General features: G+C 61.9%; 19 protein-coding genes. 14 read left to right on the top strand and 5 right to left on the bottom strand.

Going from position 1 to position 23,224, the window contains the following annotated elements; genetic code table 11:
• On the bottom strand, window positions 1-1,073 hold a 1,073-nt coding region (locus BM317_RS18610), incomplete at its 3' end, for a retention module-containing protein (protein ID WP_092475599.1).
• 359 nt (window positions 1,074-1,432) lie between these two features.
• On the opposite strand from BM317_RS18610, the gene BM317_RS18605 reads away from it, so the two are divergent.
• The 6 genes from BM317_RS18605 to BM317_RS18580 all read left to right on the top strand — a co-directional run bounded on the left by BM317_RS18605 (window position 1,433) and on the right by BM317_RS18580 (window position 9,557).
• A complete protein-coding gene (locus BM317_RS18605) occupies window positions 1,433-2,782 on the top strand; it encodes a TolC family outer membrane protein (protein WP_092169403.1) in 1,350 nt (449 codons plus the stop codon).
• A 37-nt stretch (window positions 2,783-2,819) separates the two neighbouring features.
• Window positions 2,820-4,976, top strand: a complete 2,157-nt coding sequence (locus BM317_RS18600; RefSeq protein WP_092169421.1) for a type I secretion system permease/ATPase — start codon at window positions 2,820-2,822, stop codon at window positions 4,974-4,976.
• Window positions 4,966-6,333 carry an HlyD family type I secretion periplasmic adaptor subunit gene (locus BM317_RS18595; protein ID WP_092169400.1) on the top strand — a complete coding sequence of 456 codons (1,368 nt, stop codon included), beginning with the start codon at window positions 4,966-4,968 and terminating at the stop codon, window positions 6,331-6,333. The genes BM317_RS18600 and BM317_RS18595 overlap by 11 nt, the downstream gene beginning before the upstream one ends.
• Window positions 6,334-6,695: 362 nt before the next feature.
• Window positions 6,696-7,607 (top strand): TauD/TfdA dioxygenase family protein, encoded by a 912-nt coding sequence (locus BM317_RS18590; RefSeq protein WP_092169397.1) that lies wholly within the window; start codon window positions 6,696-6,698, stop codon window positions 7,605-7,607.
• Window positions 7,608-7,706: 99 nt separating this feature from the next.
• A complete protein-coding gene (locus BM317_RS18585) occupies window positions 7,707-8,567 on the top strand; it encodes an ABC transporter ATP-binding protein (RefSeq protein ID WP_092475596.1) in 861 nt (286 codons plus the stop codon).
• Window positions 8,568-8,690: 123 nt separating this feature from the next.
• The gene (locus BM317_RS18580) at window positions 8,691-9,557 is read left to right on the top strand and encodes an ABC transporter permease (RefSeq protein ID WP_092169391.1); all 867 of its coding nucleotides are present in this window, start codon (window positions 8,691-8,693) and stop codon (window positions 9,555-9,557) included.
• Between the two features lie 168 nt (window positions 9,558-9,725).
• On the opposite strand, the gene BM317_RS18575 is transcribed toward BM317_RS18580, so the two are convergent.
• The gene (locus BM317_RS18575) at window positions 9,726-10,103 is read right to left on the bottom strand and encodes a DUF6124 family protein (protein ID WP_092169388.1); all 378 of its coding nucleotides are present in this window, start codon (window positions 10,101-10,103) and stop codon (window positions 9,726-9,728) included.
• A gap of 606 nt (window positions 10,104-10,709) precedes the next feature.
• On the opposite strand from BM317_RS18575, the gene BM317_RS18570 reads away from it, so the two are divergent.
• The 3 genes from BM317_RS18570 to BM317_RS18560 are packed head-to-tail and all read left to right on the top strand — an operon-like array spanning window position 10,710 to window position 15,093.
• On the top strand, window positions 10,710-11,198 hold the full coding sequence (locus BM317_RS18570) for a cell division protein (RefSeq protein ID WP_170842318.1): 489 nt from the start codon (window positions 10,710-10,712) through the stop codon (window positions 11,196-11,198).
• Window positions 11,191-12,633 carry a TIGR01777 family oxidoreductase gene (locus BM317_RS18565; protein WP_092475593.1) on the top strand — a complete coding sequence of 481 codons (1,443 nt, stop codon included), beginning with the start codon at window positions 11,191-11,193 and terminating at the stop codon, window positions 12,631-12,633. Before BM317_RS18570 ends, BM317_RS18565 begins: the two co-directional genes overlap by 8 nt.
• 9 nt (window positions 12,634-12,642) lie before the next feature.
• Window positions 12,643-15,093: an alpha/beta hydrolase gene (locus BM317_RS18560; RefSeq protein WP_092475590.1), complete on the top strand. Its 2,451-nt coding sequence runs from the start codon at window positions 12,643-12,645 to the stop codon at window positions 15,091-15,093.
• On the opposite strand, the gene BM317_RS18555 is transcribed toward BM317_RS18560, so the two are convergent.
• Window positions 15,074-15,763 (bottom strand): NYN domain-containing protein, encoded by a 690-nt coding sequence (locus BM317_RS18555; RefSeq protein ID WP_092329862.1) that lies wholly within the window; start codon window positions 15,761-15,763, stop codon window positions 15,074-15,076. The genes BM317_RS18560 and BM317_RS18555 overlap by 20 nt on opposite strands.
• 466 nt (window positions 15,764-16,229) lie before the next feature.
• On the opposite strand from BM317_RS18555, the gene BM317_RS18550 reads away from it, so the two are divergent.
• The 4 genes from BM317_RS18550 to BM317_RS18535 are packed head-to-tail and all read left to right on the top strand — an operon-like array spanning window position 16,230 to window position 20,930.
• Window positions 16,230-17,009 (top strand): efflux RND transporter periplasmic adaptor subunit, encoded by a 780-nt coding sequence (locus BM317_RS18550; RefSeq protein ID WP_092169376.1) that lies wholly within the window; start codon window positions 16,230-16,232, stop codon window positions 17,007-17,009.
• Entirely contained in the window at window positions 17,006-18,325 is a 1,320-nt protein-coding gene (locus BM317_RS18545) for an efflux RND transporter periplasmic adaptor subunit (RefSeq protein ID WP_092169373.1), read from the top strand. The genes BM317_RS18550 and BM317_RS18545 overlap by 4 nt, the downstream gene beginning before the upstream one ends.
• A 1-nt stretch (window position 18,326) precedes the next feature.
• A complete protein-coding gene (locus BM317_RS18540) occupies window positions 18,327-20,423 on the top strand; it encodes an efflux RND transporter periplasmic adaptor subunit (protein WP_092475587.1) in 2,097 nt (698 codons plus the stop codon).
• A 15-nt stretch (window positions 20,424-20,438) separates the two neighbouring features.
• The gene (locus BM317_RS18535) at window positions 20,439-20,930 is read left to right on the top strand and encodes a GNAT family N-acetyltransferase (RefSeq protein WP_092169367.1); all 492 of its coding nucleotides are present in this window, start codon (window positions 20,439-20,441) and stop codon (window positions 20,928-20,930) included.
• A gap of 149 nt (window positions 20,931-21,079) precedes the next feature.
• Here the strand turns inward: BM317_RS18535 and BM317_RS18530 are convergent, their stop codons facing one another.
• Both BM317_RS18530 and BM317_RS18525 read right to left on the bottom strand, forming a co-directional pair.
• Window positions 21,080-21,391, bottom strand: coding sequence for a DUF6916 family protein (locus tag BM317_RS18530; protein ID WP_060739727.1), 312 nt, complete (start codon window positions 21,389-21,391; stop codon window positions 21,080-21,082).
• A 46-nt stretch (window positions 21,392-21,437) separates the two neighbouring features.
• On the bottom strand, window positions 21,438-22,025 hold the full coding sequence (locus BM317_RS18525; protein WP_092169364.1) for a phage tail protein: 588 nt from the start codon (window positions 22,023-22,025) through the stop codon (window positions 21,438-21,440).
• Between the two features lie 306 nt (window positions 22,026-22,331).
• On the opposite strand from BM317_RS18525, the gene BM317_RS18520 reads away from it, so the two are divergent.
• Window positions 22,332-23,177, top strand: a complete 846-nt coding sequence (locus BM317_RS18520) for a sulfotransferase family protein (protein WP_092201368.1) — start codon at window positions 22,332-22,334, stop codon at window positions 23,175-23,177.
• The last annotated feature ends 47 nt before the right edge of the window (window positions 23,178-23,224 follow it).

Raw genomic sequence — 23,224 nt, 5'->3', positions numbered from 1 at the left:
ACCAGGTTCTCGAAGTTGCCACCGGTCGCACCGGTAATCGTGGTGCTGACAGTGCTGCCGTTGTTGTAGACGTCATTGGCCGGTGTATCGACGTTGACGGTACCTGTGGTCTGGCCCGCAGCGATGGTGATGACCGAGCCGTTGCTCAAGGTCACGGTCACTGGGGTCTGGGCCGGGTTGGTCAGGGTGGCGGTGTAGGTAATCTGGCCGCCTTCGGTGACCGTATTGCCAGCGCTCAGGGTGACGGTGGTGGTGTCGACGGTGTCGGTGATCTGGGTCACGGCCGGCGTGGTGGGCACGGTCACGGCGATGCCGGTGCCGCCGGTGGTGCCAGTGACGGTCACGCTGATTTGGGTGGCGTCGTTATAGACGGTGTCGTTCGGCGCCAGCGGTACGTTGACGCTGCCGGTCGTTTGTCCGGCAGCAATGACGATCACCGAGCCGTTGGACAGGGTCACTGTCAGGTCGGTCTGAGGCGCCTGGGTGACTGTCGCGGTGTACACCAGCACGCCGCCGGCTTCGGTCAGGGTCGGTGTGGCGCTCAGGGTCATCGTCGCGTTGAGCACGGCGTTGGTGGTCGTATCCGTGGTATCGCCACCCAGGATGTTGTTATCGGTGGCGGCAGCCGCAGCGAGGCCTTCCGTTGGGAAACCGACGGTAGGGTCGACGCTGCCGGCGGTGGCATCCAGCACCACAAAGCTGTGGCCGCCACCGGCGGCACCACCCGTACCCGCGGCAGTGGCACCGGCGGCGGTGGCCTCCAGGGCCGTCGTCGGGTCGACGCCCGCGGCGATGGCTTGTTGCAGCTCTTCTACCGATGGCGCGGCCTGGGCAGTGGCTTGGGCCAGGTCGGTGGACGAGTCCGGGGCACTGGCGCTCCACTGGGTGTCGCGACCCAGGTCCAGGGTGCGGCCATCGGCCAGTTCCAATGTGACGGCGCCGGCAGGGCCGGTGTCCAACTGGTCGCCTACGTTCAGGCGATCACCTTCAATGAGTACGCGACGGATGCCCTCTGGGGATACGACGAAAACCTGACCAACAATGCTTTTGACAACGGCAATAACACTGCTCATTGAAGACTTCTCCGGGTGCCACGCTCAGTAGACTTCCATGGACCCGGCAGCCTGTAGGCAGCAGCGGTCTGGACGTTCATGTTCACAAAGTAAGGTTATTTGACGCTTTTTTTTGTCAATATTTTGGCTGTGCTTTTTTCGATTATTTAGTTTGTGCCAAACTATTGACCTTCTGTCGGCCATCCTAAACAATCGCTTCAGTAATGTCACATTGATATTTAAGCGGCGACCTGTCCTTTCGGTGCTTGATCCAGTTCTTGTTTCGAACTTTCCGACATACGGTCATTCCGGTTGCCATCATCCGATGCAGCGCCACGTTTCGCTGTGATTCAAGACAAGAGTTTCAGGAAAAAACCACCATGCGTCCGCACTTGTTCATGGCTTTACCCTTCGCCCTCGCCGCCAGCTTCGTACAAGCACAAACCTTGCCGCAGGCCATGCAGCAGGCGCTGGATGTCCATCCTGAAATCCAGGCCGGGGTGAACAGTCGTCTCGCGGCGGATTACCAACTCAAGGCGGCCAAGGGCGGCTATCTGCCTAGGGTGGACCTTGCAGCCGGGTATGGCCGTGAAGGCACCGACAGCGTCACCACCCGGTCGGGCGGTAATAACCATTGGGAAACCCTGAACCGCAGTGAATCGAGCCTGCGCCTGTCACAAATGGTTTTTGACGGTTTTGCGACGTCCAGCGAAGTGGGGCGTCAACAAGCCACCGTCAATGCCCGTGCCTACTCGTTGCTGGACGCTTCCGAGCGCACCGGTTTGACGGTGGCCCAGGTCTACCTGGATGTGCTGACCCGTCGTGAATTCGTGCGCCTGGCCGAGGAAAACCTCAAGAGTCACGAACGCATCTTCGACCAGATCAAGCTGCGCACCTCCCGTGGTGTGGGCAGCGGCGCCGACCTGGACCAGGCCGAAGCGCGCATGGCCCAGGCCCGCAACAACCTGATCACCGAGCAAACCAATCTGGCTGATGCCGAGACCAACTACCTCAGCGCCGTGGGCCAACTGCCCGATCAACTGGAGCGTCCCGCCGATTTTATGGCGCTGTTGCCGGCCAACCTGACCGAAGCCCGCGCCCAGATGCTGGAAAACAGCCCGGTGCTGCGTTCGGCCGAAGCCGACATCGCCGCCGCCGAGCAACAGTACGAAGCCGCCAAATCGAGCTTCTACCCACGCTTCGACGCTGAGCTGGGTCGCACGGCCGACAACGACCTGGACGGTCAGAACGGCCACAACAACGAGTGGCAGGCCATGCTGCGCATGCGTTTCAACCTGTATGCCGGTGGCAGCAACAAGGCCGACCTGGAATCCAAGTCGTACCTGTCCAACCAGGCCCTGGACATCCGCAACAACGCGCTGCGCCAGTTGAACGAAGAGCTGGGCCTGGCCTGGAACGCCTTGAACAATGCTAACGCCCAGGTGCCGGTCGCCCAGCAATACGTGGATCGCAGCGCCAATGTGCGTACCGCCTACCAGAAGCAGTTCAGCCTCGGCGAGCGGACCCTGCTCGACTTGCTCGACAGCGAAAACGAGCTGTTCAGCGCTTCCCGTCGCCTGGCGGAAATCAAGAATGTGCAGCTGTTCACCCAGTACCGGATCAAGGCAACCATGGGCCAGCTATTGAAAAGCCAGGGGGTGGTCGCACCGTTGGCATCGGTTGTGCAGAACGACATGAAGCCCAAGGTTCAATTGCCTGGGATGAATTGAGTCCTACCACCCGTTTTAATCAGTCAGAGTGCCGAGCGTGGAATCAGAAGTCAGTCCAGTCGAACTAGTTCATGACCCGCGCACGCTGCACGACGACCCGCTGCTGGACGGTCTGCTGGCGCTCTGCATGCTGCATCAGAAGCCGGCCAGCGCAGCGATGCTCACCACTGGCCTGCCACTGCCCAAGCAACGGCTGAGCGTCGAATTATTGTCGCGCGCGGCGGCCCGTGCCGGTCTGCAAGGCCGGGTGCTGCAACGCAAGCTAGAGCAGATCCCGACCATCGCCATGCCGGCGCTGTTGCTGCTCAAAGACGGCCGCAGCGCCGTGCTGCTGGGCTGGGTCGGTGACGATCAGGCGCGGCTGCTGCTCAGCGAAAGCGATGGTGGAGAGGTCACAGTCAGCCGTGAACTGCTGGCGGACGATTACAGCGGCAAGGTGTTCTTCGCCCAACCGCAGCATAAATTTGACGTCAACCACGGCACGCTCATTCCCCGGGCGCGCTCGTGGTTTCGCGACACCCTCAAACGGTCCCGCTGGCTGTACGCCGATGCCATCGCCGCGAGCCTGCTGATCAACATCATCGCCATGGCCGCGCCACTGTTCGTGATGAACGTCTACGACCGCGTGGTGCCGAACCAGGCCGAATCGACCCTGTGGGTGCTGGCCGTCGGTATCACCGGCGCCTATGTGTTCGACCTGATCCTCAAGATGCTGCGCAGCCTGTGCCTGGACCTGGCGGGCAAGAAAACCGACCTGATCATCTCGGCGACGCTGTTCGAACGCATCGTCGGCATGTCCATGAAATACCGCCCGGCGCGGGTCGGCAGCTTTGCCCAGAACATCCACGAGTTCCAGAGCCTGCGGGACTTCCTCGCCTCGCTGACCCTCACCAGCCTCATCGACTTGCCGTTCACGCTACTGATCTTCATGGTCATCGCGATTATCGGCGGGCACTTGGTATGGATTCCGGTGCTGGCGTTCCCGATTGCCCTGCTGATCGGCTATGCGTTGCAGAAGCCCCTGGTGGCGACCATGGAGCGCACCATGGCCCTGGGCGCCGAGCGCCAGTCCAGCCTGATCGAGACCCTGGCCGGCTTGGACGCGGTGAAGGTCAACAACGCCGAGAGCGAGCGTCAATACCAGTGGGAACAGACCATCGGTACCCTCAGCCGCCTCGAACTGCGGGTGAAGATGCTGTCCGGGCTGGCAATGAACATCACTTTGCTGATCCAGCAATTGGCCGGGGTGATCATGATCGTCTTCGGCGTTTACCTGATCATCGCCGGCAACCTGAGCATGGGTGGGCTGGTTGCCTGCTACATGCTCAGCGGCCGCGCCCTCAGCCCACTGGCGTCGCTGTCGGGCCTGTTGACCCGCTATCAGCAGGCGCGGGTGACCATGACCTCGGTCGACCAGATGATGGAGCTGCCCCAGGAGCGCAATTTCGACGAGCGCCCCCTCAGCCGCAAGGTGTTGCAGGGCGCCATTGAATGCCGTCAGTTGAACTTCACCTACCCGAACCAGCAGAACGCCGCGCTGAAAAACATCAACCTGGTGATCAAGCCCGGCGAGAAAATCGGCATCATCGGTCGCAGCGGCTCGGGTAAAAGCTCGCTCGCCAAATTGCTGGTGGGTCTGTATCAGCCTGACGACGGTGCCTTGCTGGTGGACGGCGTGGACATCCGCCAGATCGACGTCAGCGAGCTGCGCTACAACATTGGCTACGTGCCCCAGGACATCCAGCTGCTGGCCGGCACCCTGCGGGACAACCTGACCTCCGGCGCCCGTTACGTCGAAGACGAACTGGTGCTCCAGGCCGCTGAACTGGCGGGTGTGCACGAATTCGCCCGCCTGCACCCGCAAGGCTATGAACTGCAAGTCGGCGAGCGTGGGCAGAACCTGTCCGGCGGCCAGCGCCAGAACGTCGCCCTGGCCCGCGCGCTGCTGCTCAACCCGCCCATTCTGCTGCTGGACGAGCCCACCAGCGCCATGGACAACACCGGTGAAGAGCGCTTGAAACAGCGCCTGGCCGCCGTGGTGGAAAACAAGACCGTGCTGTTGGTGACGCACCGGGCATCCTTGCTGTCGCTGGTGGATCGCCTGCTGGTGATCGACCGTGGACAGATCCTCGCCGATGGCCCGAAAGCCGCTGTCATGGAAGCGCTGAAGAAGGGGCAGATCAGTGTTGCTTAAGCCAGGTTTAAAGGGCGGGGTGGGCCGCTATTTCAAAGGTTCCGACTCGCTGCACGGCCAACCGCTGCCCGAGGTCAACAAAGCCCTGATCGAGGACGCTCCCCGGGTGGTGCGTTTGACGATCTGGGGCATCATCGGCTTCTTTGTGTTTCTGATGCTGTGGGCCAACTTCGCCGAGATCGACGAAGTGACCAAGGGCGACGGCAAGGCGATCCCATCGTCCAAGATCCAGAAAATCCAGAACCTGGAAGGCGGCATCGTCGCTGAGCTGTTCGTCAAGGAAGGGCAGATTGTTGAAGCCGGCGCGTCGTTGATTCGCCTGGACGACACACGGTTTGTCTCCAACGTCGGTGAAACCGAGGCAGATCGACTGTCCATGTTGTTGCGGGTCGAGCGCCTGAGCGCCGAGGTCGATGACCGGCCGCTGAACTTTCCGGCCGATGTGCTCAAGGCGGTGCCGGGCCAGGCGGCCAGCGAAGAGTCGCTGTACATCAGTCGCCGTCAGCAACTGCACGATGAAATCGGCGGCTTGCAGGAGCAATTGATCCAGCGCCAGCAGGAATTGCGCGAGTTCGTGTCCAAGCAGGCGCAGTACCGCTCCGGCCTGGCGCTGCAACGCCAGGAAATCAACATGTCCGAGCCGCTGGTGGCCCAGGGCGCGGTGTCGCCGGTAGAAGTGCTGCGGCTCAAGCGCGCCGAAGTCGAGACCCGTGGGCAACTGGACGCCACGACGCTGGCGATCCCCCGCGCCGAATCGGCGATCAAGGAAGTGCAGCGCAAGATCGACGAGACCCGCGGCAAGTTCCGCAGCGAAGCCCTGACCCAGCTCAACGAAGCCCGCACTGACCTGAACAAGGCCCAGGCCACCGGCAAGGCCCTGGAAGACCGGGTGAGCCGGACCCTGGTGACGTCGCCGGTGCGCGGCATTGTCAATAAATTGCTGGTGAACACCATCGGCGGCGTGATCCAGCCCGGCAGCGACCTGGTGGAAATCGTGCCGTTGGACGACACCATTCTGGTGGAAGCGAAAATCCGTCCCCAGGACATCGCCTTCCTGCACCCCGGCCAGGACGCCACGGTGAAATTCACCGCGTACGACTACACCATCTACGGCGGGATGAAAGCCAAGCTGGAACAGATCGGTGCCGACACCATCACCGATGAAGACAAGAAGACTACTTACTACATCATCAAGCTGCGCACCGAACGCAGCCACCTGGGCACGCCTGAAAAACCCTTGCTGATCATCCCTGGGATGGTGGCGTCGGTGGACATCATCACCGGCAAGAAAACCGTGCTCAGCTACCTGCTCAAGCCGATCATCAAGGCCCGGTCCGAGGCGTTGCACGAGCGCTAGAAGCCCAATAACTCGGGCCGGCGCTATCTCTGTGGCGAGGGGATTTATCCCCGCTGGGCTGCGCAGCAGCCCCCGAAATAGCTGAATGTAACCAAGCCTGACACACCGAGGTGGCAGGTTTTAGGGCTGCTTCGCACCCCAGCGGGGATAAATCCCCTCGCCACAGGGAGGGCGGTGAAAACTCTAAGCCATATCGTTATTCATTAACGGTATTTAAATTTAAATTCTTATACCTTTAAAGTCATCCTCCTGCGTACCTGCCGACCAATCGGCGCGCCGCACGACACAAACCAACACGGTAACCCCGTGAGTTTTTGAGCGATTGCGCGCCCATTGAAGCGCGCTGTGCGTGGGAGTGATGTATGTCAGCCGTCTCTTATTCTCCGGATTCCCTTATCCCAAGCGCCGCGAACATCGCGCCGCAGACGTTCGAAATCCGTCCGTTCATCGAAGCCGTCGGCGCAGAGATCGTCGGGCTGGACCTGTCCCGGCCCATCAACGACCAGGATTTCGCCCGCATCCATCGCGCGCACCTGGATCATCACGTCGTGGTGTTCCGCGACCAGCGCATCACCCCCGGACAGCACATCGCCTTCAGCCGCCGTTTTGGCGTGCTGCAAATCCATGTGCTCAAGCAGTTCCTGCTGAGCGGGCATCCGGAAATCCTCATCGTGTCCAACATTATCGAAAACGGCCAATCCATCGGCCTGGGCGATGCAGGCAAGTTCTGGCATTCGGACCTTTCCTATAAGGAACTGCCCAGCCTCGGCTCGATGCTTCACGCCCAGGAACTGCCAAGCGAAGGCGGCGACACGCTGTTTGCCGACATGCACAAGGCCTGGGACGGTTTGCCCGAAACGCTGCGTAAAGCGGTCGAGGGCCGTTCGGCGGCGCATTCCTACACTGCGCGCTACGGCGAAACCAAATTCGAAGGCAACTGGCGCCCGACGTTGACGCCGGAGCAACTGGCCCAGGTGGCCGAAGTCGTGCACCCCATCGTCCGCACCCACCCGGAAACCGGGCGCAAGGCATTGTTCGTCAGCGAGGGGTTCACCACCCGCATCGTCGGTCTGCCGGAGGATGAAAGCAAAGCCATCCTGACGGAGCTGTATGCCCACAGCGTGTTGCCTCAAAACATCTATCGCCATCAATGGCAGCCCCATGACTTGGTGTTCTGGGACAACCGCTCGCTGATCCACCTGGCCGCTGGTTGCCCGAGCCATCTGCGCCGCAAGCTGTATCGCACCACCATCCAGGGCGACGCCCCTTTCTGATTTGGCTGCGCCTGGCGCAAAGAGCTTTGGGAGTCACCATGTCCAAACGGGGATTATTTCTTCCAGGACGCCAAACCGTTGCAGGGGGAGTTGATTGTCATGAGCGCGCTTTTGCAAGGCCACGCGGCCAGCAATCCCATCGCCACCGGCACGGCACTGCTGTCGGTGGACAACGTCAGCCTGGAGTACCGCACGCCACAACGGGTGGTACGGGCCACCCACCAGGTGAGTTTCGAAGTCGATCCGGCGGACCGTTTCGTTTTGCTTGGCCCGTCCGGGTGCGGCAAGTCCACCTTGCTCAAGGCCATTGGTGGCTTCATCACGCCGTGCGAAGGCGAGATTCGCTTGCAAGGCCAAACCGTCAACGCGCCGGGACCGGACCGGATCGTGGTGTTCCAGGAGTTCGACCAACTGCCACCGTGGAAAACGGTCAAGCAGAACGTGATGTTCGCGCTGCTGGCTTCCGGCACGCTCAAGCGTCGCGAGGCCGAGGAGCGGGCGCTGCATTACCTCGACAAGGTTGGCCTGGCGGCGTTTGCCGATGCTTACCCCCACACGTTGTCCGGTGGTATGAAAGCTCGGGTCGCGATTGCCCGGGCCTTGGCGATGCAGCCGAAAATCCTCTTGATGGACGAGCCCTTCGCCGCCCTCGATGCCCTGACCCGACGCAAGATGCAGGAAGAATTGCTGCTGCTCTGGGAAGAGGTGCGTTTCACGCTGCTGTTTGTCACCCACTCCATCGAAGAGGCGTTGGTGGTGGGCAATCGCATCCTGCTGCTGTCACCGCATCCCGGGCGTGTGCGGGCGGAAGTTCACAGCCATCAATACGATTTGCACAGCCTCGGTGGCGTGGGGTTCCAGCACACGGCGCGGCGGATTCATGGATTGCTGTTCAATGAAGGTCAGCCGCCTGAAACCGAGCATGAGCTGGATTTCACCGACATCCGTATCGCCTATTGACCCCCGTAGGAGCTACCGAAGGCTGCGATCTTTTGATCTTTCGTTTGTTGGCGCAAAGATCGCAGCCTCGCTTCGCTCGGCAGCTCCTACAGGTTGGTGCAAGGCATTGAGGAAGAGAGTTTTATGAGCCAGTTATCGCCTGCGCGCGAAGAATACGAAGTCGACCTGCAACCCCTGACCCATGTGCCCCTGGAGCGCGAGTTGCCCTTGGGCCAGCGCCTCTGGCAACAGGGTTGGCTGCGCAAAAGTTTGATCCTGTTATTGCTGGCGGTGCTGTGGGAGGGCGCGGCGCGTTACCAGAACAACGACCTGCTGCTGCCGAGCTTCTTGCAAACCGCCAGCGCGTTGTACGACGGTTTGCTCAGCGGCGAGCTGTTGGGCAAGGTGTGGATTTCCCTGGTGGTGCTGCTCAAGGGCTATCTACTGGGCATCATTCTGGCGTTTGGCTTGACCACCTTGGCGGTGTCGACGCAGTTGGGCCGCGACCTGCTCAGCACCTTGACGTCGATGTTCAATCCGCTGCCGGCCATCGCCCTGTTGCCGTTGGCGCTGCTGTGGTTCGGCCTGGGGCAGAACAGCCTGATTTTTGTGCTGGTGCATTCGGTGCTGTGGGCGCTGGCGTTGAACATGTATTCGGGGTTTCTCGGTGTGTCGGAAACGCTGCGCATGGCCGGGCGCAACTATGGGCTGCGGGGCCTGCGTTTTGTGCTGTTCATCCTGATCCCGGCGGCGCTGCCGTCGATTCTCGCCGGGCTGAAGATCGGCTGGGCCTTCGCCTGGCGCACCCTGATCGCCGCCGAACTGGTATTCGGCGCCACCAGCGGCAAGGGCGGCCTGGGCTGGTACATCTTCCAGAACCGCAACGAGCTGTACACCGACAAGGTGTTTGCCGGGTTGGCGGTGGTGATTTTGATTGGGTTGCTGGTGGAGAACCTGGTGTTCGACAGTTTGGAGCGGGTGACGGTGAAGCGGTGGGGGATGCAGCGCTAACCGATGGTGTGAATGCAGTCTATGGCTTTAGGTGTCTGGGCTGACGCCTTCGCGAGCAAGCCCGCTTCCACAGTTGATCGATGTTGATCTCAATATTTCGGTTCGACAAAGATCCAGTGTGGGAGCGGGCTTGCTCGCGAAAGCGGTCTTCAATCCACCACAGGAATGTCAGCCCGACGCCTGGACCTCAAGCCGATCCATCGCCCGCTCCACCAATAAATGCACCCCGTCGGCCATCCGGCTGATCGCCAGGATGACACTGCGACGACTGCCTTCAACGTCATCCGCCAGGTCGGCGGCGATGGCGCTGATGGACAGCAGGTCTTCGGAGGCATTGGCCAGCAGGGTTTCCGTATCGATGTCCGGGGCGACCATGAAGAGATGGGCGGTTTGGGTTTTGCCAGAGGCTTCATCGGTCGGTTTGGGATTGAGGTAATAGTCGAGAACGCGCTCGGCGGTTTCGTCGAGTTTTTTGGTTTTCGAGGATTTGTCAGAGCTGTTGCCAGGATCGCCTGGCGGATTTGGTGTCACATTTGAACATGTCATGTAGCTCCATCTGTAGTGTTGGAACTGACACTCTTTCGCTTGCACGCAAATGAAGTGGCAGTTGTACGCAGGTGTGCAAGACCGGGCAGACGGAACCCCGGCAGACTCTTCCTTGCGGAAAAATCTCCCACGCACAACCGCCATAAAAAGCCTTGATCAAGGCTGATAGCGATGTGCGACGTCTTTTACCCGGACTAGCACGTCCGTGTCACCGTTTTTTCAGTGACAAACCCTGACTAGCGGTGAGCCCCAAGCCGGACAAGTTCACCAACATCACTACAACTTGAAGGAAATCTCCTAGGACCTGCTGCTTACTGAAATGGAACACCGAACCTGTGGCGAGGGGATTTATCCCCGTTGGGCTGCGCAGCAGCCCTGAAACCAGTCTCCTCGGTGTGTCAGGCTGTGGGTGTTCAGCCATTTGGGGCTGCTGCGCAGCCAGCGGGGATAAGTCCCCTCGCCACAATTGCGTTCGGCTTGGGTGTGGGGAACGCCTCAGGTGCTCAGGCGGTGGATTTATTTATCGTTGGCCGGCCCGCTAGCCAGATAAAGCCACCTCCTTTTCCTTTAGACTTGCGACCCTCCAGCAAGCCTTCAGGACACGGAATGCCAGTCCCTCAAAGCCCCCTTCGCAAAGCCCTGGTCGCTTGGCTTTATACTGCCGCCCTGATGCATCTGCTTGCCGGCATCACCCTGAGCTGGGCAGGCCATTCGGGTTTGCTCGATGGCTACCTGCAAAACATCGAACAGACCTTCTGGGGCGCTGCCGCAGTGCCCGTTACGGCCCGCGCACAGCAGGTCTGGTGGCTGGCCTTGTTCGGCGCGACGTTGCAAAGCTATGCGCTGTACATGCTCGCCCTCGTGCACATCGGCAATCGATTGAAGCGCGCCATGCCCTGGGGCTGGATGATCGCCGGCATTCTGCTCTGGGCGCCCCAGGATATGCTGATTTCCGCCCAGGCGCGGGTCTGGTCGCACTTGTGGCTCGACGGTCTCGCGCTGCTGCTGTTACTGCCGCCGCTGTTCTGGCTCTATCGCCACGACCGCCGCACCTCCCTGACTGACCACGCGCCGAGTGATGCAAACCATGCCTGACTTTTCCCTGCTGGACTGGGCCATCACCTTGTTGATCGCCCAGGCGATCCTGGGCGCGCTGGATACCCTGTATCACCACGAACTCACCGTCGCCTTGCCCTATCGCCACAGTGCGCGGCTGGAGCTGTCGATCCACGCCTTGCGTTCGTGCTTCTACGGGATCCTGTTCCTGGGCATTGCCCATCTGGCCTTCGAAGGCACCTGGGCGATTGTCATCGCGCTGCTGTTCGCCTTGGAGATCGGTCTGACGCTGTGGGACTTCGTGGTCGAGGACCGCAGCCGCAAACTGCCGCCCATCGAGCGGATCATGCATACGGTACTGGCGGTCAACGGCGGTGCCTTCTTCGCGCTGTACGGAGTGCAACTGGCGCAGTGGGCGAGTTTGCCCACCGGCCTGAGCGGGATCGATCTGGGTTGGCGCGGCTGGCTGCTGACCCTGTTTGCCGTTGGCGTCACCGCCTCGGGGATTCGCGACGGCTTGGCGGCCTTGCGCATGCAACGCGCGGGCAAGCCCGCCAACCCGTTTGCCGGTGGCGCCTATAAGCGCGTGCTGGTGACGGGGGGCACCGGGTTTATCGGCGAGACGCTGGTCAATCAATTGCTCGACGCCGGGCATACGGTCAGCGTGTTGGCCCGCGACCCCTTGAAAGCGGCCTATCTGTTCGACGGCCGCGCCCGGTGCCTGCGTGCGTTGGACAAACTGGGCCATGGCGAAACCTTCGACGTTGTGATCAACCTGGCGGGCGCGCCGGTGGCCGGGCCGCGCTGGAGCCCCAAACGCCAGGCGCAACTCATCGCCAGCCGGGTCAATACCACCGAAGCCTTGATGACGTGGCTGAAGAACGCCCGACACAAACCGGCCTTGTGGATACAGGCCTCGGCCGTCGGTTTTTATGGCGTGCGCGACGCCAGCGAAAGCCTCGATGAAAGCACCACCCGGGGCGAGGGCTTCATGGCTGAACTCTGTGTGCGTTGGGAGGCTTCAGCGCTGCCCGCCACCGAACTGGGCGTGCGCCAGGTGGTGATGCGCCTGGGCGTGGTGTTCGGCCCCGGCGGAGCGCTGTTGCCGTTGCTGATTCCGTTTCGCCTGGGGTTCGGCGGGCGGATGGGCGATGGTCGGCAAATCATGAGTTGGGTGCACCGCGACGATGTCATCCAAGTGATCGCCCGTGCGTTCGATGACGAAAGCCTGAGCGGCACCTACAACCTGGTGGCGCCGGAAACCGTCAGTCAGGCGCTGTTCGCCGAGCGCGTCGGCAAGGTGCTCAAGCGTCCGGTGTGGTTCCACGTCCCCGCCGCGCCGGTGCGTGCCCTGGCTGGCGAGATGGCCCAGTTGTTTTTCGACGGCCAGCGCGTGGTGCCCAATCGCCTCGTCGAGGCCGGTTATACGTTCCGTTACCCGACCCTCGACGCTGCCCTGCGCGACCTGGCCTGAGGACCGTCCATGAGCAAGCCCCGGATGTACCTGCTGGCCGGCAACGGTAGCGCCGCCGATTGGTGGGACGACGCGTTGCCGCATTTCCAACACCACGACGTGGTGCCGCTGGAATTGCCCGGTTTCGGCAACAGCTCCCAAGCCCCCTGCGAAGACCTGGCGGCCTACGCCCAGGCGTTGCTGGCGGCGACGGTCAAGGGCAGCGCGATCATGGCGGTGGGGGTGAGTGCGTTGCTGGTGCTGCATGCGCTGCAACGCCAGCCGGGACACTTCTGCCGCAGCGTGTTGCTGGCGCCGGTGGGCGCGTTTTTGTGGCAGCGACGATTGCCGGCGTTGATGTCGCCGCTGCCGATTCGCAAGACCATTCACTGGTTGCTCTCGAATAAGCCGACGCTGTTTGCCCACAAATTCTCCCGCCAGACCTGGACGCCCGCGCAATACCAACGCATGGGGGCCGGGTATGCCCGCTGCCGCGCCTTTGTGCCGCTCTGGGATCAACTGCGTGCGGACACCGCGTTGCCACTGCTGGAATGGATCACCGATCCGGTCGAACTGGTGTGGGGCGATCAGGACAAGGTGCTGGGCGTCGCCCAAGCGGCGGCCTGGTCCGCCATTCTGGCCCGTGCCGATCTGACCATAAGCCTGAAACCTGGCTGGGGTCACTACCCATGGATCGATGCGCCGGCCGAGTTCGCCGCATGGCTGGAGTCGGGCGAGCGTGGGTTCGTCGCGCACACCAAGGGTGGCCGCTTGCGCCTGGCGGAACTGGCCGGGCAAGCGGTGCCTGCGGCGCTGTCGCTCAACGACTGTCATGATCCGCGCTTGCCGAACTTTCTGAAGAGCCAGGCGGACGCTATCTGGGCCGTGCGCTCTTCCAGTTACGGGGAGGATCAGGCCGATGCGGCGAATGCCGGCCTGAGCACCACGTTCCTGCGTGAACCGACGCACAACGTGCCAGTGCGCATTGCCGAGTTGACGGCGGCGGGTGTCGAGGAAGTGGTGGTCCAGCGTTTCATCACGCCGCGGTTGTCGGGGATCGCCTTCGTGCGCCACCTATCCGTCGAGCTGGAGTGGGTCGAAGGTCACCTGGAGTCGTTGGCCGATGGTCAGCTGAGCCCCGAACGCGCGATCATTTCCCGCCTCGGCGAGTCATGGAACAGCGGCACATTCAAGCCAGTCCATGGCCTGACCGAAGACGTGCTGTGGCGTTTCCTGCAAGGCGTGCTGCGGGTCTTCCACTATGTGCCCGGCGACGTTGAATGGGCCTGGGATGGCACCCAGCTGTGGCTGCTGCAATACCGGCCGATCAGCGACTACGGCTGGCGCCGCCACCTGACCGCCGCCAACATCGCCGAGATCCTGCCGCCGCAACCCAGCGCCTTGGTGGAGTACGCCCAGCGCCGCGCGGCGGCGAGCATCCCGGCGATCATGGCGCGTTGGGACTCGCGGGTGTTGCAGGACAACGAGCCGTTCACGGCGGTGTTTGGCGGTGCTTCGTATATCAACAACGATTTGTTTCTCGCCCGGCTGGCCGACTGGGGCATCAGCGCCAGCAGCTACGCCGGCGAGGTCGGCGGCGCGACACCGCATTTGCCCTGGCGACCGCTGCGCCTGATGCGTTCGCTTCCATTATTCCTGCGCATGCAACGCATCGCTCGTGGGCATCTACTCACGCTCGAACACGGTTTGCGGCGCTTCGACCGGGAGCTGCTCGAACTGACCGCACAAGGCGCCGACGGCCAGCAATTGGCCGACTGGTTCACCCGCTTCTACGTGTTCGTGGTGCAGGGCAACCTGTGCATCGCCAGTGCGTTGGCCAGCAGTGGCGGCGACTGGCTGGGGCGACCGCCGACCGCCTATGACGACCTTGAACACAGCCCCCATCGCCTGCCCTGGGAAACCGATCCGGCGACGCCACGCCCGGCGCCGACCGAGTTGCCCTTGCAGGCCTTCCCGCACTGGCCCCTGGCGATTCGCCTAGCCCATGGGGCCGGCCTGCCGGGTCTGCGCGGTTATTACCTGCAAGTGCGCGAATGGTATCGCGACAACCTGATGCGGATGTTTTTTCGCCTGCACCACGCCATGCCGCAGGCGGACCGAGCGCATTGGTTCGCGCCGCACCCGGACATCCGCACCCGCGATGGCAGCTTCTGGCAGGACGGTCGTGAAGGCACCGAGCAGGCCAGCGGCTTCATGATTTATCCGGGGCAGGCCCGGGGGATTCTGGGCGAGGACATTCTGCTTGAAGACACGTTGGACCCTGGTCGCCATGCACACTATCAAAGCGCCCGGGCCGTGATTGCGCGAATGGGTGGGCGTTTGTCCCACGGTTCGACGTTGCTGCGTGAGTTGCGAAAACCCTCGGCGGTGCTGCCGCAGGTGGATGTGACGTGGCTGGGGCGTGAGGTGTTGTATCGGGATGGTGAGTTGACGTTGGTTGCTACCAATAGTCCGGCTTGATGGCGGGGGCTTTGTGCGTGGGCACTCGGTTGGGGAACTGGTGCGATTGGAGTTCGTCGCAAGTGACAACGCGGCGTATCCAGTGGGCGTGCTGCTTTAACGAACCTGGAGACGGACGATTCAGCTCAGCTCGATGAGGAAGAATAACGCCAACGGTTGTTTCGGGAAAATCCTCCCGCAACGCTCTCAAAGCGGGAGTCATATCGGTGTCGCTGGATACAAGTACCAATTGCTCCACCCGTTCATGATTCTTCAGCGTCGTTTGCTTTGCAGCGGCTCGGTACATGCTGATTGCTATGTGAACGTCCGTTTCTTTTTCCTCCAGCTTCCAGATGTCGACTTTGTCCTCTCGAGAGGCTTTTGTCTTTCTGTCAACGAAACGAGGGGCTTTGGCAGGTTCAAGTTGATGATGACCATAATGGACACGGATATGGGTGGTCTTCAGGGCGCGAATATAAGAATCCTGCGCTTCTTTTGATACTCGACCACGGGTGGCCAGTGACGGTTTGACCGAGGAGGTGAAGTAATCAACTGAGGCAGTTGTGCTGTGCGGGTTTTCGATATGCGCGATGTGTGACAACAGGCTTCGCAAATCCAGCCATTTGTAAGGTGTGTCTGCGAGCAGTCCATAGAACAGGTTATAGCCGTCAACAAAAAATGCGGTGCGCACAAACTTGATCCCCAGAAACGAAAAAACCGGCCTAAGCCGGTTTTTTCACCCCAACAGCCAGAGAACTGAATCTCTGCGTACGGGGTTGAGTAGGGCCATCCTAAGTTGAGCGTGTCATAACGTCAACCGTTGGCTGGATTCTATCTCGTCACCGGCGCAACAGTGTTGAGCGTATGCATGGTGGAAGGTCAAATCCATTCTTTGCTTGATCTGTCAGCGTTTGTTACGAAATAGAGCCTCTCTTAGAGCAACGGTAGAAATCCATCACCGAAAACCATTTTCCAACGAATGGAAATTCTCAATCCTTTGTAGGATTTGATGTCCGTACATATCAGGAAAAAACTGAGCTTTTTTTTGTCCCCTCTTCAACCTTTTTGAAACAAGAGTTTTCTCACTCCTGACGGCTACTCCCTTGACGCCCCCCACCGCTGTCGTAGACTCCGCCCATCCGTCAGGGAGTAACGGCATGGGACGTTTGAGTAGTTGGGTTATGGGATTGGCCTTTGTAACGTGCGGCGTGCAGGCGCAAACGCCTGTCGCGGACGATCCTCTGCTGGAAAGCGGCGTCACGGCCAGTGCGCCGAGTGGTAACGAGGCACGTGGGGTGCTTCGGGCGCGAGACCAGGCAGTGCTGGCCAGCGAGTTGGCCGGGCGCATCGTCGAGTTGCCGTTCAGCGAGGGCGAGTCGTTCAAGAAGGGCGATACCCTGGCGCGGTTCGATTGCTCGGCCTATCAGGCCCAGCTCAACGCGGCCCAGGCGGCAAGCCGGGGGGCCAGTGAAGAGCTGGCGCATAACCGGCAACTGGCGGCCCTGAAGTCGGTCGGACGTTTTGAAGTGTCACGGGCCGAAGCCCGGCTCAATGAAACCCAGGCTCAATCCCAGGTGTATCAGGTTCAGGTCAAGCGTTGCAGCGTCGTTGCACCCTTCGACGGGCAAGTGGTGGCGCGCAAGGTCCAGCGCTATGAAAGCGTGGCGGCCGGCGCGCCGTTGCTCGATGTGGTCGACAACCGCACCCTGGAGATCCATCTGCTGGTGCCTTCACGCTGGATGGACCGGCTCAAGCCTGGCCAGCCCTTTACCTTCGTCCCCGATGAAACCGGCAAGCCGTTGCAGGCGACGGTCAAGCGCCTCGGCGCGCGCATCGACGAGGGCAGCCAGACCCTGTTGCTGGTGGCGAGTGTGCCGGATGCCAGCGGCCTGCTGTCCGGCATGAGTGGTACCGCGCGTTTCGCGGAGTCGAATTGAACGCGCCGATCACCGGCAACGCCGAGCAGGTGTTTGCCCGCTTCCTTGACCTTGAACGCCAGACCCGGGCCGCGCGAACGCCGGCACAATTGAGCTACAGCCTGGTCAACGACGGCCAGGCCCTGTTCGGCTTTCGTCATGCCGCGTTGTTGATCGCCGGCAAGGTCCAGGCGGTGACCGGCGTCAGTACCGTGGAGCCGAATGCGCCATTCGTGGCGTTCGTCGAGCAGGCGGTGGCGCAGCTGTTCAAACAGGGCCTGTTGAATCAGGCTCGGGTGATCGCCGCCGATGGGGTGAGTGAATCCATCCGGGCGGACTGGCAAAGCCTGTCCGCCGGGCAAGTGTTCTGGCTGCCGTTGATCGATCATCAGGGCCAGGTATTCGGCGGTTTGTGGCTGGCCCGGGACTTGCCCTGGACCCCTCCCGAACAAGTGCTGCTGTCGCAACTGGGGGACACCTACAGCCATGCGTGGCTGGCGCTGCAACCGCGCAAGCCGTGGCGCCTGCGTTGGACGCGCAAGCGCCAGGTCGCCCTGGTGGCGGTGTTGCTGCTGGGCTTGCTGATCCCGGTGCGCCAGTCCGTGTTGGCCCCGGCCGAAGTGGTACCGCTGGGTGGGCAGGTGGTGGCGGCGCCGTTGGATGGGGTGATTGCCGAGTTCCTGGTCAAGCCCAACCAGACCGTCAAGAACGGCGACCTGCTGCTGCGTTTCGAAAGCACCAGCCTCAAGGCCCAGGCCGATGTGGCCGAGCGTGCGTTGGGCGTGGCCGAGGCCGAACTCAAGGCCAATTCCCAGCGCTCGTTTGCCGACGCTGAATCCAGTTCGAAGATTGACTTGCTGGCCGCCCGCGTCGAACAGAAACGCGCCGAGCGCAACTACGCGCTTGAATTGCTCAAGCGCAGCGAAGTACGCGCCGAGCGCGACGGCATCGCGGTGTTTGCCGACGCCGAGCGCTGGCTCGGCAAGCCCGTGCAGACCGGCGAGCGACTGATGGAAATCGCCGACCCGAACCAGGCCGAGTTGCGTATTGAATTGGCGGTGGGCGACGCGATCGCCCTGGAGCCCGGTGCGCAAGTGGCGTTGTTTCTCGACAGCGACCCGTTGCAGCGGCACCTGGCCTGGCTCGAGCGCTCGGCCTATGAAGCGCAGCCTACCGCCGCCGGGCAGTTGGCGTACCGGTTGGACGCGCGTTTCGATGCCACGGCGCCTCGCATCGGCCTGCGGGGCACGGCGAAGGTCTTTGGCGACCGCGCGCCGCTGGCGTTGTACCTGTTGCGTCGGCCACTGGCCGGCCTGCGCCAGAGCGTAGGCCTGTAGCATGGACTTGCCGAGCCTGCGGCCGGACCTGCAATTGTCCCCGGCGGCGCCGGACCCGGACGGTTCACCTCAGTGGACCTTGGCCGATCCGGTGCGCGGGCGCTATTTCAAGCTTGGCGCGGCGGCAATGCGCATGTTGCGGCACTGGTCCCTGGGCGATCCGGAACAGGTGCTGCAAGCCGCAAACCGCGAGCCAGGCCTGCCGCTCAATGGCGAGTCGCTGGAGCAACTGCTGGGTTTCCTGCGCGGCCATGACCTGATCAGCGCGATGGACCCACAACAGCGCGACAGCTACCTCTTCAAGACCGCCGCGCAGCGCCAGAGCCTGTGGCAGATCCTGCTGCATCAATACCTGTTTTTTCGCATACCGCTGTGGCGCCCGGACGCCTTTCTCAACCGGGCCTGGCCCTGGTTGGCGCGGTTCGGGCCCGGGATCCTGCGCTATGGCCTGCCGCTGACCCTGGGCCTCGGCATCTTCCTGGTGTCGCGGGACTGGCAGCGCTTCATCGCGACGTTTCCGCACCTGTTCAGCCTGGGCGGTGCGCTGGCCTTCGGGGCGGCGTTGCTCTTCGCCAAGCTGTGCCATGAGTTCGGCCATGCCTTCATGGCCAAACGCGCCGGTTGTCGTGTGCAAAGCATGGGCGTGGCGTTCATGGTGCTGTTGCCGATGTTCTATACCGACGTCAGCGACGCCTGGCGGATCAACGATCGTCGCGCAAGGTTGCTGATCGGCGCCGGCGGAGTCCTGGCCGAATTGCTGCTGGCGTGCATCGCGCTGCTGGCCTGGTCGCTGCTGCCCGACGGGCCGGCGCGCACCGCGGCGTTCATGCTGGCCAGCGCCACCTGGATCACCACGCTGATCATCAACTTGAACCCTTTCATGCGTTTTGACGGGTATTTCCTGCTCAGTGATTTCTGGGCGGTGGATAACCTTCAGGGGCGTGCGTTCGCCCTGTGTCGCTGGCGCCTGCGCGAAGCCTTGTTCGGTTATGGCGCGGCAGCGCCGGAACCCTGGTCGCCGAAGATGCGCCGGCGTTTGCTGGTATGGGGATACGGCTCCTGGCTATGGCGGGCATTGTTGTTTTTCGGGATTGCCCTGGCGGTCTATCACCTGTTCTTCAAGGTGCTGGGCATTTTTCTGATGATGGTGGAATTGGTGTGGTTCATTTTTATGCCCATCGTGAGTGAGTGGCGGCAATGGTGGAGTCGCCGTGAGCAAGCCCGCGGTGGGCGGATGCTCCTGAGCGGCCTGGTGTTGCTGGTGTTGCTGTTGGCGTTGCTGCTGCCCTGGCGCAGCGCGGTGGAAGTGCCGGCCATGCTCGAGGCCGGACGGGCCAGTGCCTTGCATGCGCCAGTGGCGGCACGGGTCAAGCAGGTGAATGTGCACGACGGCCAGACCGTGGCCCAGGGCGATGTATTGATTGAACTGGAATCGCCGGACATGGCCTCGCGCCTGGCCATCGTGCGTCGGGAAATCCAGATCCAGCAGTTGCAGATGCGCCGTCAGGCCGGGCGCAGCGAAACCGCGGCCGATGCCGGCATCATCGAACAGCAACTGGCCGAAGCGGTGGCCGAGTACCGGGGCCTGGTGGCCCAGCGTGAACGACTGTTGTTGCGTGCGCCCCATGCCGGCCAGGTGCGCGACTTGTTGCCGCAACTGTCGGTAGGACGCTGGCTGTCACCGACGCAGGTGCTGGCGCGGGTGGTGCAGACCGATTCGCGGTTGCGCGGGTACCTCACCGAAGCCGAGCTTTGGCGGGTCGGGCCGGGTGCCACGGGACGGTTCATCGCGGACGATCCGATGCACACGTCGATTGCCGTGCAGTTGAATGAAATCGACACCAACGGCGTGGCCTGGGTCGAACAACAAGCGTTGACGTCCGACCACCATGGGCCGATTGCGGTGCGCCGCGATTCGCAGCAACGGGCCGAGCCGGTGCAGGCTCAATACGGTGTACGCCTGAGTGCACTGGACGACGCGTCCGCTCCGGCGCAGCCGCTGCGTGGCGTGGCGGTGTTGCAGGGCAAGGGCGAGTCGGTGTTGGGAGCGGCCTGGCGACGGTTGGCGGCGTTGGGTGTCAGGGAAAGCGGGTTCTAGTCCTGGAGAGCGAGTATGGATTCAGTGGCGGCAGAGGGATTGGTGGTGCGTCCATCGCGGGTCAGCGATGGTCCGTTCCTGCAGGGCCTGTACCAGGCGGCGCGGCCGGACCTGCAATGGATCGACGGTGACCCCGAACAGGTGCAGCAGGTGATTGCCCAGCAGTTCCAGGTGCAGGAGCAGGGGTTGGGCGAGAACTTCCCCGACGCCATGCATTATGTGGTGGAAAAACTCGGCACCGCGATCGGTGCCTTGAGCACGGATTTCGGCCCCAATGAAATTCGCGTGCTGTACCTGGCGTTCATCCCCCAGGCGCGTGGGCAGGGCTATGGCCGGGCGGTGTTGCAAGGGGTGCAGAAAGCCGCGCAACAGATCCGTTGCCCGGTGGCGACCGTGGTCTGGGCCAGCAACCCCCATGCCCGCAGGCACTACTTGGCGCTGGGCTTCGAAGTGCAAGAGCGCAACCCGGCGGCGGAGCGGTTGGTCTGGTATCCGAAAGGCAACTGAGCGGTCTTTCAGAACACATCACATCCCCTGTGGGAGCGGGCTTGCTCGCGAAGGCGGCGTGTCAGTTGGCAAATTGATTACTGCCGAACCGCCTTCGCGAGCAAGCCCGCTCCCACAATGGATTTGTTGTGGATTCAAGTTTTGGGCGATTAGTTAAACGCGATGTAGAAATATCCCAGCGCCGGATCCCGTCCCATGGGCGGTATCCGTGACACGAACACTCCCTCGATCTTGCCCAGTTCCGGCACCTCCAGCCCGCAGAGGCCGTCCACGAACGCGGTGCTCTCCAGGCTGTTGAACTCGACGCTGAAGGGCATGCGCTCGGTGCTCGGCATCTTCGCCCGAGGTGTTTCTTCAAGGGTTTCGAAGCGCACCGGCAGGCAACTGCCGTCGGGCAGGATCAGGCTGCCGGTCTGGCCCAGCAGCGGTTGGAAATGGCGGCTATGAACCTGTTGCAGCATGTCGACACTCCAAAAGGCCGGAGGACCGCAGCCCTCCGGCGGTTCATCAGTTACGGGACGGAAAGTAGCCTTGAAGGGCGATGCTGAAGTTGATGGCCAGGAACGGGTTCATGACGGCCAATGGCATGCCGTTGCCCGCAGGGGAAATCGTGCCGCTGACGGTCGTGCTGACACCTTGCAGCGGTACTGGCGAAGCACCGATCTGGTCGGAATAGATCGCCGCCGAACCTGGCCCGGTGCCCGAGGTGCCGATGAATGAGTTGGTGGCCGTGGGAGTGTTCACTGGATTGCTGGCCGGGTTCGCCAGTTGCAGGGTGGTCGAGGCGGTGACGCCCGAGAGGGTGTGGGTGTGGATGGGCAGGTTGTTCAGCGTCGGGGTGACGTTTTCGGTGCCGGAGATCTCGCCGATGACGCGCGGGGTCAGGCCCAGGCCGTTGCCTTGGCCCAAGGGCAGGCGACCTTGCAGGTTGGGTAGCATGAAGGTGGTCTGGCCATTGCCTCCGTACGTCACGCCGATCAAGGCGAACAAGGTCTGGTATTGAGAAAGGGAAAGCGTCTGCCCGTTGCACAGGGCCCAGTCCCTGGGGGCAAAGTTAAAGGCGAATGACTGGATAGTGCCGATGAATACTTCCATAGATTCCTCATCCTTCAGGTGATTGGGTTTTCGCAATGCCCGGCGCGTCAAAGGACAAGAGTGCGATCAGCCCGACTCCTTTACTCCCTGGCCTGGTCACGCACGGCTGAGCGTAGACCGGGATGTTTGATTTTGCCGAGCGAAGCGGGCGGAAAAATCTCGCGAAACGGCTTAATCGATTCAGGTTCACGAGAGTTTCTACCGTCCATCTTTATTTTTAGCCTAGGCGAATCTGATATCAAAGTACTACTAGGCGAAGATTATTTCATCGGCTACGCTTGGCGGTACAAAAGGACTACAAAACAGGTGAAGGGATTGCCGCAGTTTCACTTTATTTCCGGCTTACCGCGCTCAGGCTCGACCCTGCTTTCTGCCATTTTGCTGCAGAACCCGCGCTTTCATGCCGGCATGACCAGTCCCGTCGGTTCGCTGTTCAGCACCGTCCTGCAGCAATGCAGCGCCGGCAGCGAGTTCGGTTCGGTGATCGACACCGACCTGCGCCGCCGCCTGTTGCGTGGTCTCTTCGATTCCTACTACGCCGACAAAGCCGATAAACCGGTCATCTTCGACACCAATCGCCAATGGTGTGCCCGCCTGCCTGCCCTGCAGGACCTGTTCCCCCAGGCCAAGACCATCGCTTGCGTGCGCAACGTCGCCTGGATCCTCGACAGCCTGGAGCGCCTTTATCGCGCCAATCCGTTCGAGAACACCAAGCTGTTCAATGACGATGACGAGCGCAATACCGTCTACAGCCGCTGCGAAACCCTGGCCCAGCGCAATCGCCTGGTGGGGCTTGCCTGGACGGCGCTCAAAGAGGCCTATTACGGCGAGAACGCCGAGTCGCTGCTGATCGTTGACTACGACCTGCTGAGCCAGGCCCCGGAGCGGGTCATGCGCCTGGTGTACGAGTTCATCGGCGAGCCCTGGTTCGAACACGACTTCAATCACTTGACCTACGACGCACCGGCCTTCGACCAGGCCCTGGGTGTTGCCGGCCTGCACAAGGTCAAGCCCAAGGTCGCGCCGCAAGCCCGGCGCACCCTGTTGCCGCCGGATCTGTTTGAAAAGTATGCCGAGTTGTCGTTCTGGCGCGATGGGTCCGCAAGCGCCGCCAATGTCATTCGTATGAAAACCGACGCCGCTGTCAGCTGACAGCGGTTTTTTTCATTTGCGTTCAAGAAGTTCGAGTCCAGGTGATC

The sequence above is a fragment of the Pseudomonas sp. NFACC24-1 genome (genome assembly GCF_900115235.1).
GTDB lineage: Bacteria > Pseudomonadota > Gammaproteobacteria > Pseudomonadales > Pseudomonadaceae > Aquipseudomonas > Aquipseudomonas fluorescens_AA.
The sequence above is the reverse complement of the archived record's forward strand: the minus strand, read 5'-3'. Positions and strand labels throughout refer to the sequence as shown.